We start from the raw sequence: 18,694 nt of genomic DNA, 5'->3' as shown, positions 1-18,694 counted from the left end.
CCGCCAAGTCTTTCGATTGGCCTTTCGGCCAGGAGCTGGTGAGTCTGCGGACGCCGCACCGCGGAAAACGCGGTCCGGGCGCCTGGCTCTGGACGCGCGCTTCAGAACGAGCCGGTGGCGAAGCGAGCGATCGGATCGTCGCTCGATTGCGTGGGTGCGGCGACGTTGCCGCTTGCCGTCGACGCGCGCATGATCTGCGCGGGCGCGCCCGAAGACGATGTGGGCTCGATCGACGTCGAACCCGCCTGTGCGGCTTGGCGTGCCGCTGCGTTCATGCCGGGAGGCGGCGGCTCGAAGGCATCGGCGGCGGCGTTGATGGCATCGCGCGGTGCGGCTGCGGGTGCAACGGAGGCAGTCGGCGCGGCGGCAGGCGCAACCGCGCCGGCCTGGCGGGCCTGCACCTGGGCGGCGCTGATCGCCGCAGGCGGCGGCTCGAATGCGTCGGCTGGCGCGGCGGAGCCTGTTGTGGAGACCGGCGCGGCGGCGCCGGCATAGGCGGGCTGAGGCGTCGACGTCAAGCGGCTCTGATCCGCCGCCGTGGCCATGCGCGGCGCCGGCGGCGCGGCGGCGGGTGCCATGGCGGTCGCAGTGGCGTTGGCTCGCGTGGCTGAAAGCGCCGCTGGAGCCGCAGACGCGGGAACTGCAGCCGAGACAGCCGCTGCCTGCGTGGCAGGCGCGGGCGTGGAGGCTTCCCAAGTCGGTGTATCGAACGGCGTGGTCGGAGCGCGCTTCGCCGGCGCCATGCGGCGAATGCCGTCGAAATGTTTGGCCCAATACGGATTGGTCAGATAGTCGAGCCGCACGGTGCCGCCCGTGGACGGCGCATTGACGAAGCGCAGCTTGCCGACATAAATGCCCACGTGAGAGTGCGGCCGGCCGGTCGTGTTGAAGAACACGAGGTCGCCAGCCGCGATTTCATCGGGATCGATGACCTCGCCGCGCTGGCTGATGTCGGCGGTGGTGCGCGGCAGATCCACCTGGGCCGAGCGCGCGAACACATACTTCACCAGACCGCTGCAATCGAAGCCGCTATCGGGCGTATTGCCACCCCAGCGGTACGGAATGCCCACGAGGCTCATCGCCTGGATGGAGATTTCCTCGCGTCCGACGCTGTGATCGACGAAATTGGGGAAGCCAGGTGGCCTGGTGCGCCAGGCATTTGCACTCGAACCCGAACTGTCACTGCGCGAGGTCTTCTGCGGCGTGCTGGAACACGCCGCAAGAAAGGCCACGATCAGTAAGGGGAGCCAGAGTTGCCGCATGAAAAGGCATTCGGCAAACGCTGGGCATTTGCCATTGGGGAAAACCGTAATGAGCGGATGGTAGCCCGTCAAACATGGCTTCGGCAAGAAATCTTCACAACTTACTTGAAGTTCGTGCTTGACCCGTTGCCAGTCTGGTACGCCGCAATACGTTCCAGCGAATAAAAAAAAGGACCGTATCCGGGTCGCCGGAAACGGTCCTTCGGGATGCGGCCAGCGCTTCGCAAAGCGCTGGGAACGGGCTACCGCGTGGCTTTAGAGGATGTCCGACGCGTAGTCCGCGAGACGCGAGCGCTCGCCGCGCGCGAGCGTCACGTGGCCGCTATGCGCCCAGCCCTTGAAGCGGTCGACTACATAGGTGAGGCCGGAGCTGCCTTCGGTCAGGTACGGCGTATCGATCTGCGCGATGTTGCCCAGACACACGATCTTCGTGCCCGGACCGGCGCGCGTGACGAGCGTCTTCATCTGCTTGGGCGTCAGGTTCTGCGCCTCGTCGATGATCAGATACTTGTCCACGAACGTGCGGCCGCGCATGAAGTTCATGCTCTTGACCTTCAGGCGCGAGCGGATCAGCTCCTGGGTGGCGGCGCGCCCCCATTCGCCGGCGGCGTCGTCGGTCTTCTGGAGCACTTCGAGGTTGTCGTCGAAGGCGCCCATCCACGGCTGCATTTTTTCCTCTTCGGTGCCGGGCAGGAAGCCGATGTCTTCGCCTACCGGCACCGTCGCGCGCGTCACGATGATTTCGTTGTAGCGCTTGTCGTCGAGCACCTGGGCGAGACCCGCCGCGAGCGCCACGAGCGTCTTGCCGGTGCCGGCCTGGCCGAGCAGCGTGACGAAGTCGATCTCCGGGTTCATCAGCAGGTTCAGCGCGAAGTTCTGCTCGCGGTTGCGCGCCGTGATGCCCCACACGTTGTTCTTGTGGTGGCCGTAGTCGCGCAACGTTTGCAGCAGCGCCGTCTTGCCGTTGAGCTCGCGCACGATCGCGTGGAACGCGGGTTCGCCGTTCTGCGGCTCCAGATAGACGAATTCGTTCACGAGCATCGAAAGGCATTCGGGACCCGTCACGCGGTAGTACGTGGTGCCGGTCTTGGTCTCCTGCCACGACTCCATGCCCTTCGCGTGTTTGGTCCAGAAGTCCTGCGTCAGCGCGCGGATGCCCGAGTAGAGCAGGTCCTTGTCTTCGAGGACCTGGTCGTTGAAGTAGTCTTCGGCGGGCAGGCCGAGCGCGTGCGCCTTGATGCGCATGTTGATGTCTTTCGACACCAGCACGACGAGGTGGTCCGGCCGGTCGCGCTGCAGCGCGCGCACCACGCCGAGGATCTGATTGTCGGCCTTGCCTTCGGGCAGGCCGTCGACCGGATCGATGTGCGTGAGCGTGGTCTGGAAGTACAGACGCCCGAGCGCCTCGCGGCTGCCGAGTCGGTCGAGCGAGATGCCTTCCGAGATCGGGCCCGCGTTGGCGACGAGTTGATCGAGCGTGCGGCTCACCTGACGCGCGTTGCGCGCCACTTCCGACATGCCCTTCTTGTGGTTGTCGAGCTCTTCCAGCGTCATCATCGGCAGGAAGACGTCGTGCTCCTCGAAGCGGAACAGGCAGGTCGGATCGTGCATCAGCACGTTCGTGTCGAGCACGAAGAGCTTTTGCACCTCCATCGTCTCTTCGGGGTGCAAGCGCTTCTTTGTGCCGGTGCGCGGGGCGCTTGCGGCGGTGCCGCTAGCCGTTTTGCCCGCGGGCGATTTGCCGCCGCGCGCCGCGGGTGCCGCAGGCGCTTCGGCATGCGGCTCGGCATGTGCCTGCACCGGCTGCAGCAGCGCCGCGGTTGGCTGTTTGCGTTTTCGCGCCGGTGCCGGCGCGACCGGTTCGAGCGCTGCGAGTTCGGCGCTGGCTGTGTGCATGGGCACGGTGCGCAGCGTGGTCGCCGCGTTGGCGGCGGGGGTCATCGGCTCGGCGACGCTGTCTGCGCCATAGTCGGCGACATCGGCGGCGTCGTTTTCGCTCGCCGCTTTGCGCGTGCTTCGGGTCGTGCGCGCACGCGCCTTGTATTCATCGGGCGGCAGCAGGTTGCCGAGCTTGCTGGGGGGGGTAGGCAAAGGCATGGTGTCCCTCGAAAAATTCGGGTCGAGTGGTCGCGGTGTTGACCGTACGGTGCGCGTACGGTGCGCTTTCTGGCGGGGCGTGCGGGTGCCGGGTAAGGTGCCCGCCGTGACCGCGCCGGGTGCGCGCTCAGGTCTGAAAATGCCGGTTCGCCTGTTTTTCGATCGGCTCCTTGACGTTGACGCGCGCCGGGTCGCTAATCCGGTGCGACGTGGAGGGAGTGACAGCTAACGAAGAAGCAAACAAAAAAGCCGCTGCCCCGGGTGACGAGGCAAGCGGCTTGACTGCTTTAATGGCGCGTTGCCCCGGATGCGCTGGAGCGGTCATCCTGTGACCGCTCCCAAGACCGCGTGGCAAATGCGACAAAAAATAGGGTGGACAGGCACTCATTGAAGCCCAATATATCGCGCCTCACAGCGCTTGTACAGCCTCCAGGACCTCCTCGACATGGCCCGGCACCTTGAGCCCGCGCCACTCCTGGCGCAGTACGCCGCTGGCGTCGATGAGGAACGTGGAGCGCTCGATTCCTCTCACTTCTTTGCCATACATTTTCTTCATTTTGATGACGTTGAAGAGCGAGCAGAGCGCTTCGTCGCCATCCGATACCAATGTAAACGGCAATTCGAGCTTGGTCTTGAAGTTCTCGTGCGAGCGCACGCTGTCGCGCGAGACGCCCACGATCGTGGCGCCCGCCTTCTTGAACTTCGGGTAGAGGTCGCGGAACTCCATGCCTTCGCGCGTGCAGCCGGGCGTATTGTCCTTAGGGTAGAAGTACAGCACGACCTTCTTGCCCTTGAGGCTCGAGAGCGTGAAGTCGCCGCCGGTGGCGGGTGCGGTGAAATTGGGAACGGGTTGGTCGACTGCGATGGTCACGTCAGGCACGTGGCTCTCCTGTTGTTATGGGCTCGCATGGGCGGGGGCGATTCCCGCGAATCGACGGCGCGGCGCAGTCTCGTGCACGCTGCGCCGCGGCATCGCCATGCAGCGGATTTCAGTCGGGCTGGACGATCAACTGGCCCGAGCGGCCGGTGATCTCGCCCCAGGTGACAGGGTACGATGGCAGCGAATCCGGGTCCAGCGCCGCATGGTAGTCGCCCATCGTGGCAAACGTATGGCCCTGCGCGCGCCAGCCGGCAAGCAGTTGCTCGAAGACCGGCGCGAGCTTCTGGCCTTCGAGCTCGGCATGCAGCGTGAACACCTGGTCGTGCGGATTGCGCTCGGTACGCTTGAGCAGCCACGCCGCGACGTTGTCGATGTCCACGCCGTCCACGCCCAGCACTTCGTCGAGCGTGGGCAGCGTGGTAGGCATCTGCACGTGGTTGAGCGTGCGCCCGCGCACCACGGGTCGATAGGGCGAATGCCCGCGTCCGTCCGAGGCGTACTTCATGCCCCACGCGTCGATCTGCTCGAACGCGGCCTCGTTCATCTGCCAGCCCGCGGCGCCGTGCGTGACGGGAGCGGTGCCGAAGATCCGCGTGAAGCGCTCGTGGCTCTTGTTCATCTCGCGCGCAGTCCAGGCGGGCTCGCGGCTGCGCACGTTGTCCTGCCAGTAGACGTGATCCCACGTGTGAATGCCGCATTCGAAGCCGGCTTCGTGGATCGCGCGCATCTCGGCCGCCGCGCGCACACCGATGTCGGGGCCGGGCAGCAGCACGCCGTACATCAGCTGCTTCACGCCGTAGTGCTCGACCACGGACGTGCGCGAGACCTTCTTGAGAAAGCCCGGCCGGAACACGCGGCGCAGCGCCCAGCCCGTATGGTCCGGGCCGAGGCTGAAGAGAAACGTTGCGCGGGCCTTGTAGCGATCGAAGATGCGGGCGAGATTCGGCACGCCTTCGCGCGTGCCGCGCAGCGTGTCGACGTCGATTTTCAGGACGATGCGGGCCAAAGAGCGGGTCCCTTGCTTATTGCTGCTCGACGAGCGCGCGTGCTTCGGCCACGTGGCCGCGGTACGCTTCGAAGATCTTGCGCAGCGCTTCGTCGAAGGTCGACTTCGGCGCCCAGCCGAGCTCCTGCATCGTGTTCTCGATCTTCGGCACGCGGTTCTGCACGTCCTGGTAACCCGCGCCGTAGTACGCGCCCGACGACGTTTCGACAAGCTGGACCTTCTTCGCGGAGTCGGCGTACTCGGGGAACTCGGCAGCGAGCGCAAGCATCTTGTGCGCGAGCTCGCGCACCGAGAAGTTGTTGGTCGGGTTGCCGATGTTGTAGATCTTGCCCGTGGCGACGCCGTTCTTGTTCTCGATGATCTTCATGAGCGCTTCGATGCCGTCGTCGATGTCGGTGAACGCGCGCTTTTGCGCGCCGCCATCGACGAGGCTGATGTTCTCGCCGCGCACGATATGGCCGAGGAATTGCGTGACGACGCGGGACGAACCTTCCTTCGGCGTGTAGATCGAGTCGAGGCCCGGGCCGATCCAGTTGAACGGACGGAACAGCGTGAAGTTCAGGCCTTCCATGCCATAGCCCCAGATCACGCGGTCCATGAGCTGCTTGGAGCAGGCGTAGATCCAGCGCGGCTTGTTGATCGGGCCGTAGGTGAGGGCGGATGCGTCCGGGTCGAACTGCTCGTCGGAGCACATGCCATAGACCTCGGAGGTCGAGGGGAAGACCAGGTGCTTGCGGTACTTCACCGCCGAACGCACGATCGGCAGGTTCGCCTCGAAGTCGAGTTCGAACACGCGCAGCGGTTGCTGCACGTAGGTCGCGGGCGTGGCGATGGCGACGAGCGGCAGGATCACGTCGCACTTCTTGACGTGGTATTCGACCCACTCCTTGTTGATCGTGATGTCGCCTTCGAAGAAGTGCATCCGCTCATGCTTGACGAGATCGCCGAGGCGGTCCGTCTGCATGTCCATCCCGAACACTTCCCAGTTCGTGGTTTCGAGGATGCGCTTGGAGAGGTGATGGCCGATAAAGCCGTTCACACCCAGGATCAGGACTTTTTTCATGGACGGGGGACAGATGAAGTGAGTTCGGAGAATGCGGCGGGGGTAACGATGGTCTCTTGACCATGATGCTGGCGCCGCAGCTCGTGGATCGCGATGGCGCGGCCGTCGCCGCAGACGGCGAAAAGCGCATTATCGCTTACGTAGATACCCGGGGGCAATTGGCCCGATATGCCGGGCGTCGCTACGCCGGGGCGCACGAGGCGCGCGCGGGCGATCACGAAGCGCTCCTTGCCGATGTCGACGAACGCGCCGGGATAGGGCGGCGCGACTGCGCGGATCAGGTTGTAGACGTCCTGGGCGCGCTGCGTGAAATCGATGCGGCCGTCTTCGGGCTTGCGCCCTCCATAGTAGCTGCCATGCGAGAGATCGTTCGGCAGATGCGGCGCCTCGCCCGCGATCAGCGCGGGCAGCACGCGCCAGAGCGTCTGCTCGGCGGCCACCGTCACCTTGTCGAATACCATCGCGGCGGTGTCATCGGGCAAGATCGGCACAGGGGTCTGCGCGATGATTGCGCCCGCATCGGGCTTGGCGGCCATCTCGTGCAGCGTCGCGCCGGTCTCAGTTTCGCCCTTGAGCACGGCCCAGTTCGTGGGCACGCGGCCGCGATACTTCGGCAGCAGCGAGCCGTGCATGTTGTAGGCGCCGCGCGCGGCGATCGCGAGCAGGTCCACCGGCAGCATGTGCCGGTAGTAGAACGAGAAGATGAAGTCGGGCCGCGCGGCGGCAACGGCTGCGCGCAGCGCGGGGCTTTTCGGATCGGCGGGCGTGATGGCGTCGATGCCATGCTCCTCGGCCACCGACTTCACGCTGCCGAACCAGATGTTTTCGGTCGGGCTGTCCTCGTGGGTGACGACGAGCGCAACGTCCACGCCGCGCGCAAGCAGCACCTGCAGGCAGCGCACGCCCACATTGTGATACGCGAAAACGACGGCGCGCGGCTTCATGACTGGGCTCCTTGCTGTCCACCCTGGCTACCCTGGTTCGCGGCGCTGGCGGCATTGAGCGACGCCTGCACGCCCTGCACGATGTCCTGGCGAGGCGCGCCCACCACTTCGCGGCCATTGCGCTCTTCGAGGATCGTCTGCACGAGATAGCGCGGCCGCGCGCGCACTTGCTGATAAATGCGGCCGATGTATTCGCCGAGCAAGCCGAGCGCGAAAATGATCACGCCGAGCAGGAAGAACGTGATGGCGAACAGCGTGAACACGCCTTGCACTTCCGCGCCGATGATGAAGCGGCGAATCAGCAGCAGGATGAAGAGGCCCGCGGAGCCGAGCGAGAGAATCACGCCGATGAACGAGAGCCACTGCAGCGGCACGACCGAGAAGCCGGTCACGAGGTCGAAGTTCAGGCGGATCAGGCTATAGAGCGAATACTTCGATTCGCCCGCGAAGCGCTCTTCGTGCGCGACGTCGACTTCCACGGGGTTCTGCGCGAACGTGTAGGCGAGCGCCGGAATGAAGGTATTGATCTCGCCGCAGCGGTTGATCGTGTCGATGATGTGGCGGCTGTACGCGCGCAGCATGCAGCCCTGGTCGGTCATCTTGATGCGCGTGATGCGCTCGCGCAGACGGTTCATCATGTGCGATGCCTTGCGGCGCCACAGGCTGTCCTGGCGCTGCATGCGGATGGTGCCCACATAATCGTAGCCTTCGCGCATCTTCTCGACGAGCTTGCCGATTTCCTCGGGCGGGTTTTGCAGGTCGGCGTCGAGCGTGATGACGATTTCGCCGCGCGCCTGTTCGAAGCCCGCGAGAATCGCCATGTGCTGACCGTAGTTGCCGTTGAGCAGGATCGCGCGCGTGGTGTCGGGCCGGGCGCGGAACTGCTCGGCGAGCATCGCGGCCGAGCGGTCGCGGCTGCCGTCGTTGATGAAGATGATTTCGTACGAGGTGCCGAGCGCGTCGAGCGCCGGGTACAGGCGCGCGAACAGCGCGGCGAGTCCTGCTTCCTCGTTGTAGACCGGAATGATGACCGAGACTTCCGGCGACTCCGGGGTCAAGGTGCGTTGTTCCGTTTGGGTCATGAGTGCGTCTTTTCCGTTCTGATGATGCATGTAATTGGCGTCGAAATTGCCGCTCTCAGGCGGATTCAAGCCGATTCAAGCGGGTGCGTCCCCCCTGGGCTGCCGCACCCGCGTGCCTGAATCCCGGTGTGAAGCGCCGGATCAGGCGGCGGCGCCGACTGCGTACTGCGTGCAGATGTCGTCGACGGCGCGGCACACCCGCGCCACGTCGGCGACGCTCATCTGCGTGAATAGCGGCAGCGTGACCGTGGTCGCGCCGAACCGCTCGGCGTGCGGGAACATGCCCGCACGGAAACCGCGCTCGCGATAGAGCGTGAAGAGGTGGATGGCCGGGTAGTGCACGCCCGAGCCGATGCCGCGCTCCTTGAGCTGCTCCATGAATTCCGCCCGGCTGATCGTGAGCTTCTCCAGCGGCAGCGTGATCTGGAACATGTGCCAGTTGCTGTTGGTGAAATCGGCCACCGGCAGGCCCACGCCGAGCTTCACCGCGGCGCTGCCCTCGAAGCCCGTGAAGTACGCATGCGCGAGCTTGCGGCGCTGCTCGGTGAAACGCTCGATGTGCTTGAGCTGGCCGAGGCCTACGCGCGCGGCCACGTCGGTGAGATTGTACTTGCCGCCGAGCACGTCGCAGTCCATGCCGTCGAAGCCCGTGCGTGTGATGCCCTGCAGGCGGTACTTGCGGGCGAGTTCGGCTTCGTCCTCGTTGTTGAGCACGAGCGCGCCGCCTTCGATCGACGTGAGGTTCTTGTTGGCGTGGAAGCTGAACGAGACGATGTCGCCGATCGCGCCGATGCGCTTGCCGTTCCACGTCGAACCGAACGCCTGCGCAGCGTCTTCGATCACGCGCAGCTTGTGCTGGCGGGCGATGGCGTAGAGGCGGTCCATGTCGACGGGCAGGCCCGCGAGATAGACGGGGATGATCGCCTTCGTGCGCGGTGTGATGGCGGCTTCGAGCTTGTCGAGGTCGATGTTGCGCGTGACGGGGTCGATGTCGGCGAACACCGGGGTCGCGCCCACTTCGTAGACCACGTTGCTGGTGGCGACCCACGAGGCAGGCGTGGTGATGACTTCGTCGCCAGGGCCCACGCCTGCGATGCGCAGGCCGATTTCGAGCGTCGCGGTGCCGGAGTTGAAGGTGCGCACCGGACGGCCGCCGCAGAACTCGGAGAGCGCGGCCTCGAACGCCTGATTCTGCGGACCGGTCGTGATCCAGCCCGAGCGCAGCACGTCGGCGACGCCCGCGATGGTTTCTTCGTCGATTTCGGGCTTGACGAACGGCAGGAACGGAACGGAGGACTGCGCGGATGACTGGGTCATGAGGGCTTTGCTCGTGAGAACGTCAGAAAAAATCGGAATTCGGCTGCGGTGCAAGGATGCCAGAGACACACAGGCGCGCCTCGATGCGTGCCCGGGCGTGCTTCGGTGCGCCCTAACTGCGGGCGAGCACGAACACGCCGATCAGAATGATGCCGATGCCGACAAGGCGCTGCACGCTCAGCACCTCGCCGAACAGATACCATGCGGCGAACGCGTTGACCACGTAGCCGAGCGAGAGCATCGGATAGGCGATCGAGACGTCCACGCGCGAGAGTCCCACGATCCACACGACCACGCTGAACACGTAGCAGGTGAGTCCGCCGATGATCGGCAGTTGCGTCGCCAGCTTCCAGCCAATGGGCACGATGTTCGCACGGGTGAATTCGAAGTGTCCAACGGCATTGACACCGGCTTTCAGCAACAGTTGCGCACAGGCATTCAGGCCGACACCGGCGAGAATGCAGATGAGGGAAATCGGATTCATCGTGTTGGATGGTTAATAAGGGCTGGATATAGGCGCGAAGTGAATTAGTGGCGGAATTGCCGTGGCGCGCGGCTGGCGGGCCCGCTACGGTTGCTCCGGCCGCACAATGGCGGTGTGCTGGCGCCCGGCCAGTTGTCGCTGGCCGCCATCCACGCTCCACGCTCCACGCAGCGGCGGCGCCCAGCATTATCGCCCATGCGCGCGGCATGACCGCCGCAAGCCGGGCGTCGTCAGGGTTGCGGCTTCTCGACGATCACGCGGCGCGAGTCGCGCGCGATCACCTGCATCGGGAAGCCCTGGGCGGTCAGCTCGTTATAGCGATCCGTTGGCATCAGCGCGAGCGCATAGCGCTCGTCCTTCCAGCGCTGCTCCCATTCCGCGATGGTCGGCACCCATTTTTGCGGCTCCTCGGAGATGCCGAAGGCCAGTTCGTCGGTCACCTGCACCATCGTCATCGGGTGGCGCACGTAGAAGGGCATCGTGTGGTCGAGCACGCCCACCGAGTAGAACGGCGTGTCGGGCGGCAGTTTCGCGATGGCCGCTCGCACCGCGGGCGCGAGCGGCGCGCCCGAGCTGAGCGTGCCGAACACGTCATGCCCCGTGCCTGCGATGGTCGCGAGCAGCAGCCACGCGGCGCCGAGCGCCACGGCCGGCGCGCTGGCGCCCGTCTCGGGCGTGCGTTTCGCACGGTTCAGGCGCAGCCCGATCATGGTGGCGATGAAGGCGACCGCGGCGGCCGCGAACACCCAGACCTGGAACTCGCGATAAAGGGCGTTGGGATTGCGCGAGTCGCCAATGCGCGTGAGCACGAAGGAACCCGCCATGAGCGCGACGGCGAGCAGCGCGTAGCCCGCCAGATGGCGGTGCCACTGCTTGCGCGTCATGAGCGGCAGATACAGGCCGATGACAAGCGCAAGCGGCGGCGCGATCGGCAGCGTGTACGACAGCAGCTTCGAGTGCGAGGCGCTGAAGAACAGGAAAATGAACACGCTCCAGACCAGCATCAGCGTGACGGGGGCGAAGCCGTTGGGCTGGCTCGGCGCGCGCAGCGCATGGCGCACGCTCTGGACGCTCACCGAGAGCCACGGCAGGAAGCCCACCAGCAGTACCGGCACGAAATAATATAACGGGCCGGGACGGTTCTGCGCCGGTGTGAGGTAGCGCTGGAACTGCTGGACGATGAAAAAGAAGTTGAAGAACTCGGGATTGCGCTGCTGCACGAGGATGAACCACGGCGAGACGATCGCGAAGAACACGATCAGGCCGCTCACGAGGTAGAGGCGCTTCCAGAGCGCCCAGTCGCGCGCGATCACCGTGTAGAGCACCAGCACGGCGCCCGGCAGGATCAGGCCGATCAGGCCCTTCGAGAGTACCGCGAGCGCCATCGCCCCCCAGCAGACCCACATCCACAGGCGCGCCGTGCGCGCAGGCAGGTTCGGGCGCTGGGCCAGCAGCAGCGCGCAGAGCGTGAGCTCCATCCAGAAGGACAGGGCCATGTCGAGCGTGTCGAAGTGGCCCATCAGGTTCCAGTATGGCGCGCAGGCGAGCACCAGCGCGGCGAAGAAGCCCGTGGCGGCGTTGAAGACACGCGCGCCGGTGAAGCCGATCAGCAGCACGCCCGCGAAGCCCGTGAGGGCCGTGTAGAGGCGCGCCTGCCATTCGCCGATGCCGAACCACGCGAACGTGAGCGCGTTCATCCAGGTTTGTAGCGGCGGCTTCTCGAAATACTTGTAGTCGTTGTAGCGCGGGGTGATCCAGTCGCCGCTGGCGAGCATTTCGCGCGCCATTTCGGCGTAGCGGCCTTCGTCGCTCGGCACCAGATGGCGCCAGCCAAGCGGCACAAACCAGATGACGGCGAGAGCGACGATCAGGAGCAGGATCGCGCTGCGATTGAGCGGCAGCCGCGAGGGCGTATCGTTCATGGGTTCCAGCCTGTTCTTGTTGATGTTGCGGTCGGTCAGGCGGCGCGGCGCCCGTGATTTCATGGCGGGCGCGCAGCGCCCGCGCGGCGCGCAAGTGTACTACGGCGCGCCGGGCTTACCTGAAGGCGGGCTTAAGGCGATGCCGCGCACTAACCCGCGGCCCGGCTTTCGATCAGGATTGAATCAGGATTCGATCAGGAGCGCGGCGGCCACGCGCCGGCCTTCGGCCATCAGGATGTTGTAGGTGCGGCAGGCAGCCTTGAAATCCATCGCCTCCACCCCGATGCGCTTCGTGCCAAGCGCCGCGGTCAGGCGCGGATGGGGAAAGCGCAGTCGATCGCCGCTGCCGAATACCACGACCTCGGGGTCGAGCGGCAGTAGCATCTCGAAAAGTTCGGGGCTCAAGGCGTCGAACGCGCTGACCGGCCAGGGCATGACAGGCGTCTCGGGCATCACGATGACGCTGCCGGTATGGCGTTCGAGGTTGATTTCGACGTAATCGGCGCCGTAACCGGTGACGGTGTTCAGGGCGCCGCTAGAGTCCTGGTGTAGTTTCAAAACTTCGGTTCCGGAAGGTCTCGGTTCGGGAGGCGCGCGGCTTGGTGCGCATTGCGGAAGTCGGCCAAAATCCGCTAAATTATAGCTTTTTAGCGGCTGCGACGACGGGCCTTGCTCATAAGGGCCCGATGGCGTGCTCTGAGGCGCGCCGAAGGCGCAACCAGTGCCGGCCCCGGCAGCGAGCCTTCCGCGTGCGCATGGCGTGTGCGTTCAGTGTGCCTGTCGTGCGCTTGCGCCATCCGCCTCAGCCCATCGGCCCGGGTCATCATCCATCGAAGGGCGAACGCAGTCACAAGCTGCAGGCTGGCTGCCAGACCGTACAATCCATGAATTCGTGCATTGCGTGCTTCCTGGTGCGGCACGCAATGCATGTCGTCTATGCCGATCAACCCCGTCGCAGCCCGATCCAGATTTTCAGACTGCCTCCGGAAACAACACACGCTTTTGGACCAACCGCCCGCCGTGAAACCGATCCTCAAATCCAACAAGCTGCAGAACGTTTGCTACGACATCCGGGGGCCGGTGCTCGAGCATGCCAAGCGCCTCGAAGAAGAAGGCCACCGCATCATCAAGCTGAATATCGGCAATCTCGCGCCGTTCGGCTTCGATGCGCCCGACGAGGTCATCCAGGACATGATCCTGAACCTGCCGGGCTCCTCGGGGTATTCGGACTCGAAGGGCGTGTTCGCCGCGCGCAAGGCGATCATGCATTATGCGCAGCAAAAAGGCGTGAAGGGCGTCGAGCTCGATGACATCTACATTGGCAACGGCGCGTCCGAGCTGATCGTGATGGCGATGCAGGCGCTCCTGAACGACGAAGACGAAGTGCTGCTCCCGGCGCCCGACTATCCGCTCTGGACGGCGGCGGTGAGCCTGTCGGGCGGCACGCCCGTGCATTACATCTGTGACGAGTCGAATGCCTGGATGCCGGATCTGGACGACATCCGCGCGAAGATCACGCCGAACACGCGGGCGATCGTGGTCATCAACCCGAACAACCCCACGGGCGCGCTGTACTCGGACGAACTGCTGCAGGGCATCGTGGCGATTGCGCGCGAGCACGGCCTGATCATTTTCGCCGACGAGGTCTACGACAAGATCATCTACGACGGCAAGACCCACACGGCACTCGGCTCGCTGTCCGAAGACGTCATCACGGTTACGCTGAACAGCCTGTCGAAGAGCTATCGCGCGTGCGGCTACCGCGCGGGCTGGATGTTCCTGTCGGGCATGACGGCCGAGAACCGCCGCCGCTCGAAAGACTACACCGAGGGCCTGGGCATTCTGGCCTCGATGCGCCTGTGCGCGAACGTGCCCGGCCAGTATGCGATCCAGACGGCGCTGGGCGGCTACCAGAGCATCAACGAGTTGATCCAGCCGGGCGGGCGCCTGTATCGCCAGCGCGAACTCGCCTACAACATGCTCACCGCCATTCCGGGCGTGACCTGCGTGAAGCCCGAAGCGGCGCTCTACATGTTCCCGCGCCTCGACCCGAAGCTTTATCCGATCGAGGACGACCAGCAGTTCATTCTCGACCTGCTGCTCGCGGAGCGCGTTTTGCTGGTGCAGGGCACGGGCTTCAACTGGAAGCAGCCAGACCACTTCCGTGTGGTGTTCCTGCCGAACGTCGACGACCTGACCGATTCGATCAACCGCATCGCGCGCTTCCTCGACAACTACCGCCAGAGGCACGGCACCTGAGCCGCGTCCGGCATACACGCCATGCGCGCCGCGCGGCTGACTGTCCGGCGCGACGCAACCGCTTTTCCTTTTAAACACTTAGACGAACACACGCTGCATGGAACCGATCAAAGTAGGTCTCTTGGGCTTCGGCACGGTAGGCAGCGGCACCTTCACGGTACTGCGCCGCAACCAGGAAGAAATTAAACGCCGCGCGGGCCGCGGCATCGAGGTTGCGCGCATCGCCGTGCGCAACCCGGCCAAGGCCACGGCGGCGCTCGGCGACGAAGCCGGCACGGTCGAGCTGACGAGCGATTTCAACGCGGTCGTCGATGACCCGTCGATCTCGATCGTCGCCGAAATGATCGGCGGCACGGGCGTCGCGAAGGATCTCGTGCTGCGCGCCATTGCCAACGGCAAGCACGTGGTCACCGCGAACAAGGCGCTGCTGGCGGTTCACGGCACCGAGATCTTCGAAGCGGCGCGCGCCAAGGGCGTGATGGTCGCGTTCGAGGCGGCGGTCGCGGGCGGCATCCCCATCATCAAGGCGCTGCGCGAAGGTCTCACGGCCAACCGCATCGAGTACATCGCGGGCATCATCAACGGCACCACGAACTACATCCTTTCGGAAATGCGCGAGCGCGGCCTCGACTTCGCGACCGCACTGAAGGGCGCGCAGGAGCTGGGCTACGCCGAAGCCGATCCGACCTTCGACATCGAAGGCGTGGACGCCGCGCACAAGGCCACGATCATGAGCGCGATCGCGTTCGGCGTGCCCGTGCAGTTCGACAAGGCCTACGTGGAAGGCATCAGCAAGCTCGACGCCATCGACATCAAGTACGCGGAAGAACTGGGTTACCGCATCAAGCTGCTGGGCATCGCGCGCCGCACGGAGAAGGGCATCGAGCTGCGCACCCACCCCACGCTGATCCCGGCCAAGCGCCTGCTCGCGAACGTGGAAGGCGCGATGAACGCGGTTGTCGTGCACGGCGACGCCGTGGGCACGACGCTCTACTACGGCAAGGGCGCGGGCTCGGAGCCGACGGCTTCGGCCGTGGTCGCCGATCTGGTGGACGTCACGCGCCTGCACACGGCCGACCCCGAACACCGTGTGCCGCATCTGGCGTTCCAGCCGGACAGCCTTTCGAACACGCCGATCCTGCCGATCGACGAAGTCACGAGCGGCTACTACCTGCGCCTGCGCGTGGCCGACCAGACCGGCGTGATGGCCGACATCACGCGCATCCTCGCAGACAGCGGCATTTCGATCGACGCGCTGCTGCAAAAGGAATCGGAGCAGATCGACGCGCAGGGCAAGGCGGAAACCGACATCATCCTGATCACGCACGAGACGGTCGAGAAGCGCGTCAACGCGGTGATCGCGCAGGTAGAGAAGCTGGCGACCGTGAAGTCGTCGGTGACGAAGCTGCGCATGGAAGGACTGAACTGAAGCGCTGAATAAGGCAAAGGCAATGAATTACGTATCGACGCGCGGCGCGGGTGCCGGCGAACATCACTCGTTTTCCGACATCCTGCTGGGCGGCCTCGCACGCGACGGCGGCCTGTATCTGCCGGCCGAGTATCCGCGCATCGGCAAGGAAGAACTCGCGCGCTGGCGCGGCCTCTCGTACGCGGACCTCGCGTTCGAGATCCTCTCGAAGTTCAGCGACGACATTCCCGCCGAGGACCTGCGCGACCTGACGCGCCGCACCTATACCGCCGCCACGTACTGCAACGTGCGCCATGGCGAGGACGCGAGCAAAATCACGCCGCTCACCACGCTTGGCGAGGAAAACGGCGCAAAGCTTTCGCTGCTCGAACTCTCGAACGGCCCGACGCTCGCGTTCAAGGACATGGCGATGCAGCTGCTCGGCAACCTGTTCGAGTACGCGCTCGCGAAGGCGGGGCAGCAGTTGAACATTCTCGGCGCGACTTCCGGCGACACCGGCAGCGCCGCCGAATACGCGATGCGCGGCAAGAAGGGCGTGCGCGTGTTCATGCTCTCGCCGCACAAGAAGATGAGCGCATTCCAGACCGCGCAGATGTTCAGCCTGCAGGATCCGAACATCTTCAATCTCGCGGTGGAAGGCGTGTTCGACGACTGCCAGGACATCGTCAAGGCGGTTTCGAACGATCACGCGTACAAGGCGCAGCAGAAGATCGGCACGGTCAACTCCATCAACTGGGCGCGCGTCGTGGCCCAGGTCGTCTACTACTTCGCGGGGTACTTCGCGGCCACGAAGAGCAACGACGAGCGCGTCTCGTTCACGGTGCCTTCGGGCAACTTCGGCAACGTCTGCGCGGGCCATATCGCGCGCATGATGGGCCTGCCGATCGAGAAGCTCGTGGTGGCCACGAACGAGAACGACGTGCTCGACGAGTTCTTCCGCACGGGCGTCTACCGCGTGCGAGCCTCGGCCGAGACGTATCACACGACCAGCCCGAGCATGGACATCTCGAAGGCGTCGAACTTCGAGCGCTTCGTCTACGACCTGCTCGGCCGCGATCCGGCGCGCGTGACGCAGCTGTTCCGCGACGTGGAGGAAAAGGGCGGTTTCGATCTCGCGGCCAGCGGCGACTTTGTGCGCGTGCAGCAATTCGGCTTCGTGTCGGGGCGCAGCAGCCACGAGGACCGCATCGCCACGATCCGCGACGTGTACGCGCGCTATCAGACGATGATCGACACGCATACCGCGGACGGCGTGAAGGTCGCGCGCGAGCGCCTGCAGCCGGGCGTGCCGATGATCGTGCTCGAAACCGCGCAGCCGGTGAAGTTCGGCGAGACGATTCGCGAGGCGCTCGATCGCGAGGCGGAGCGTCCGGCGGCGTTCGAAGGGCTGGAGGCGCTGCCGCAGCGCTTCGAAGTCATGCCGGCCGATGCCCAGCGCGTGAAGGACTACATCGCCGCTCACACGGGGCTTTGATGGCCCGCTGAGGGGCCTGCGAACCCTGGTCGCGCCCGCGGCCAGGGTGCTGCAAATCCGTGGCATAAAGCGCAGCGGCGCAACGCCGCGTCCTCGCCGCTACAATACCGACAGACCACTTCTGTCGAAGGCGCCGCACGCGGCGTCCAGTCAAGCCCACTATCCCCGCCAATGTCCACGCCTCAACCGCCATCCTCCGCTGCAGCCGCGCCTGCGCCGCGCGCGCCGATGCTTTCGACCGCCGACGCGCTCGCCACCTTGCTGGCCGCCGCCCGGCCCCTGACCGATGCCGCACACGGCGGCGCCACCGAGACGCTTTCGACCTTCGACGCGCTCAACCGCGTGCTGGCGGTCGAGGTCGTCTCGCCGCTCGATGTGCCGCCAATGCATACGAGCGCGATGGACGGCTACGCGGTACGCGTGGCCGATCTCGCGCAGGGCAGCCGCCGTCTGCCGGTCTCGCAGCGCATTCCCGCCGGACACGCGCCGCAGCCGCTCGCGGCGGGCACGGCGGCACGGATTTTCACGGGCGCGACGGTCCCTCCGGGCGCCGATGCCGTGGTGATGCAGGAACAGACCGAGACGGCCGACGGCGAAGTGACGATCCTGCATGCGCCGAAGGCTGGCGAGTGGATTACCGCTCAGGGCGCCGATATCAAGAAGGGCTCGGTAATCCTGCCCGCGGGCACGCGACTCACGCCGGCGGCGCTCGGGCTGGCGGCGTCAGTGGGGTGTGCGACGCTCACGGTCACGCGCCGCGTGAAAGTAGCGGTGTTCTTCACCGGCGACGAGTTGACCATGCCGGGCGAGCCGCTCAGGCCGGGCGCGATCTACAACTCGAACCGCTTCACCCTGACCGGCTTGTTGCGCAACCTGGGCTGCGAAGTCACCGACTACGGTATCGTGCCGGACCGGCTCGACGTCACTCGCGCGACGCTGCGCGAGGCCGCCGCGAAGCACGACCTGATCCTGACCTCGGGCGGCGTGTCCGTGGGCGAGGAAGACCACGTGAGGCCAGCGGTGGAGGCCGAGGGGCACATCAACATGTGGCAGATTGCGATGAAGCCGGGCAAGCCGCTGGCGTTCGGCGCGGTGCGCCGGCCTCGGGGCGGGGCGCAGGCTGCCGCTGATGAGGCGTTCTTCATCGGGCTGCCGGGCAATCCGGTGTCGAGCTTCGTCACCTTCCTGCTGTTCGTGCGGCCGTTCCTGCTGCGCCTTTCCGGCGCGACCCACGTGAGCCCGCGCGCGCTCTCGCTGCGCGCCGATTTCACGCAGGCCAAGGCCGATCGCCGCAACGAATTCCTGCGCGCGCGCGTGAATCCGGCGGGCGGCCTCGACTTGTTCGCGAACCAGAGCTCGGCGGTGCTGACCTCGACCGTATGGGGCGACGGCTTGATCGACAATCCGCCGAATCATGCGATCAGCGCGGGCGAGACCGTGCGTTTCATTCCTTTCACCGAACTGCTGTATTGAGT

The 18,694-nt window shown here is 65.4% G+C and carries 16 protein-coding genes; 4 read left to right on the top strand and 12 right to left on the bottom strand.

What is annotated here, in order from left to right:
* Positions 1-101: 101 nt before the first annotated feature.
* From P5W99_RS08385 to P5W99_RS08330, 12 genes are all read right to left on the bottom strand, one after another.
* Positions 102-1,262, bottom strand: coding sequence for a C40 family peptidase (locus P5W99_RS08385; RefSeq protein WP_434660233.1), 1,161 nt, complete (start codon positions 1,260-1,262; stop codon positions 102-104).
* 255 nt (positions 1,263-1,517) lie between these two features.
* Positions 1,518-3,359 carry a PhoH family protein gene (locus P5W99_RS08380; protein WP_421024096.1) on the bottom strand — a complete coding sequence of 614 codons (1,842 nt, stop codon included), beginning with the start codon at positions 3,357-3,359 and terminating at the stop codon, positions 1,518-1,520.
* 127 nt (positions 3,360-3,486) lie between these two features.
* On the bottom strand, positions 3,487-3,684 hold the full coding sequence (locus tag P5W99_RS08375) for a hypothetical protein (protein WP_421024095.1): 198 nt from the start codon (positions 3,682-3,684) through the stop codon (positions 3,487-3,489).
* An 84-nt stretch (positions 3,685-3,768) separates the two neighbouring features.
* On the bottom strand, positions 3,769-4,230 hold the full coding sequence (locus tag P5W99_RS08370; RefSeq protein ID WP_421025218.1) for a peroxiredoxin: 462 nt from the start codon (positions 4,228-4,230) through the stop codon (positions 3,769-3,771).
* Between the two features lie 118 nt (positions 4,231-4,348).
* Positions 4,349-5,245: a polysaccharide deacetylase family protein gene (locus P5W99_RS08365; RefSeq protein WP_421024094.1), complete on the bottom strand. Its 897-nt coding sequence runs from the start codon at positions 5,243-5,245 to the stop codon at positions 4,349-4,351.
* Positions 5,246-5,261: 16 nt separating this feature from the next.
* On the bottom strand, positions 5,262-6,308 hold the full coding sequence (locus tag P5W99_RS08360; RefSeq protein WP_213295231.1) for a bifunctional UDP-4-keto-pentose/UDP-xylose synthase: 1,047 nt from the start codon (positions 6,306-6,308) through the stop codon (positions 5,262-5,264).
* Positions 6,305-7,252, bottom strand: a complete 948-nt coding sequence (locus P5W99_RS08355) for a formyltransferase (protein WP_421024093.1) — start codon at positions 7,250-7,252, stop codon at positions 6,305-6,307. The genes P5W99_RS08360 and P5W99_RS08355 overlap by 4 nt, the downstream gene beginning before the upstream one ends.
* Positions 7,249-8,334, bottom strand: coding sequence for a glycosyltransferase (locus P5W99_RS08350; RefSeq protein ID WP_421024092.1), 1,086 nt, complete (start codon positions 8,332-8,334; stop codon positions 7,249-7,251). Before P5W99_RS08350 ends, P5W99_RS08355 begins: the two co-directional genes overlap by 4 nt.
* A 141-nt stretch (positions 8,335-8,475) precedes the next feature.
* A complete protein-coding gene (locus P5W99_RS08345; RefSeq protein WP_434660229.1) occupies positions 8,476-9,651 on the bottom strand; it encodes a DegT/DnrJ/EryC1/StrS family aminotransferase in 1,176 nt (391 codons plus the stop codon).
* A gap of 112 nt (positions 9,652-9,763) precedes the next feature.
* Positions 9,764-10,135: an SMR family transporter gene (locus P5W99_RS08340; protein ID WP_421024090.1), complete on the bottom strand. Its 372-nt coding sequence runs from the start codon at positions 10,133-10,135 to the stop codon at positions 9,764-9,766.
* Positions 10,136-10,365: 230 nt separating this feature from the next.
* The gene (locus P5W99_RS08335; protein ID WP_434660227.1) at positions 10,366-12,057 is read right to left on the bottom strand and encodes a glycosyltransferase family 39 protein; all 1,692 of its coding nucleotides are present in this window, start codon (positions 12,055-12,057) and stop codon (positions 10,366-10,368) included.
* A 183-nt stretch (positions 12,058-12,240) separates the two neighbouring features.
* Positions 12,241-12,615, bottom strand: coding sequence for an Mth938-like domain-containing protein (locus tag P5W99_RS08330; protein ID WP_421024088.1), 375 nt, complete (start codon positions 12,613-12,615; stop codon positions 12,241-12,243).
* A 462-nt stretch (positions 12,616-13,077) separates the two neighbouring features.
* Between P5W99_RS08330 and P5W99_RS08325 the strand changes: the two genes are divergently transcribed.
* The 4 genes from P5W99_RS08325 to P5W99_RS08310 all read left to right on the top strand — a co-directional run bounded on the left by P5W99_RS08325 (position 13,078) and on the right by P5W99_RS08310 (position 18,692).
* Positions 13,078-14,316: a pyridoxal phosphate-dependent aminotransferase gene (locus P5W99_RS08325; protein ID WP_421024087.1), complete on the top strand. Its 1,239-nt coding sequence runs from the start codon at positions 13,078-13,080 to the stop codon at positions 14,314-14,316.
* A gap of 97 nt (positions 14,317-14,413) precedes the next feature.
* On the top strand, positions 14,414-15,745 hold the full coding sequence (locus P5W99_RS08320; protein ID WP_421024086.1) for a homoserine dehydrogenase: 1,332 nt from the start codon (positions 14,414-14,416) through the stop codon (positions 15,743-15,745).
* Between the two features lie 22 nt (positions 15,746-15,767).
* The gene (gene thrC, locus P5W99_RS08315) at positions 15,768-17,219 is read left to right on the top strand and encodes a threonine synthase (RefSeq protein ID WP_434660225.1); all 1,452 of its coding nucleotides are present in this window, start codon (positions 15,768-15,770) and stop codon (positions 17,217-17,219) included.
* Positions 17,220-17,447: 228 nt separating this feature from the next.
* Positions 17,448-18,692 (top strand): molybdopterin molybdotransferase MoeA, encoded by a 1,245-nt coding sequence (locus P5W99_RS08310; protein WP_421024084.1) that lies wholly within the window; start codon positions 17,448-17,450, stop codon positions 18,690-18,692.
* Positions 18,693-18,694 lie beyond the last annotated feature (2 nt).

Source organism: Paraburkholderia sp. A3BS-1L (assembly GCF_051125215.1).
Classification (GTDB): domain Bacteria; phylum Pseudomonadota; class Gammaproteobacteria; order Burkholderiales; family Burkholderiaceae; genus Paraburkholderia.
Note: the sequence above shows the minus strand (reverse complement) of the source record. Positions and strands in the feature narration are given on the sequence as shown.

Coding starts and splice junctions, on each gene's coding strand:
- P5W99_RS08385 (WP_434660233.1), bottom strand. CDS start 1,262: ATGCGGCAACTCTGGCTCCCCTTACTGATCGTGGCCTTTCTTGCGGCG.
- P5W99_RS08380 (WP_421024096.1), bottom strand. CDS start 3,359: ATGCCTTTGCCTACCCCCCCCAGCAAGCTCGGCAACCTGCTGCCGCCC.
- P5W99_RS08375 (WP_421024095.1), bottom strand. CDS start 3,684: ATGACCGCTCCAGCGCATCCGGGGCAACGCGCCATTAAAGCAGTCAAG.
- P5W99_RS08360 (WP_213295231.1), bottom strand. CDS start 6,308: ATGAAAAAAGTCCTGATCCTGGGTGTGAACGGCTTTATCGGCCATCAC.
- P5W99_RS08355 (WP_421024093.1), bottom strand. CDS start 7,252: ATGAAGCCGCGCGCCGTCGTTTTCGCGTATCACAATGTGGGCGTGCGC.
- P5W99_RS08350 (WP_421024092.1), bottom strand. CDS start 8,334: ATGACCCAAACGGAACAACGCACCTTGACCCCGGAGTCGCCGGAAGTC.
- P5W99_RS08345 (WP_434660229.1), bottom strand. CDS start 9,651: ATGACCCAGTCATCCGCGCAGTCCTCCGTTCCGTTCCTGCCGTTCGTC.
- P5W99_RS08340 (WP_421024090.1), bottom strand. CDS start 10,135: ATGAATCCGATTTCCCTCATCTGCATTCTCGCCGGTGTCGGCCTGAAT.
- P5W99_RS08335 (WP_434660227.1), bottom strand. CDS start 12,057: ATGAACGATACGCCCTCGCGGCTGCCGCTCAATCGCAGCGCGATCCTG.
- P5W99_RS08320 (WP_421024086.1), top strand. CDS start 14,414: ATGGAACCGATCAAAGTAGGTCTCTTGGGCTTCGGCACGGTAGGCAGC.
- thrC (WP_434660225.1), top strand. CDS start 15,768: ATGAATTACGTATCGACGCGCGGCGCGGGTGCCGGCGAACATCACTCG.
- P5W99_RS08310 (WP_421024084.1), top strand. CDS start 17,448: ATGCTTTCGACCGCCGACGCGCTCGCCACCTTGCTGGCCGCCGCCCGG.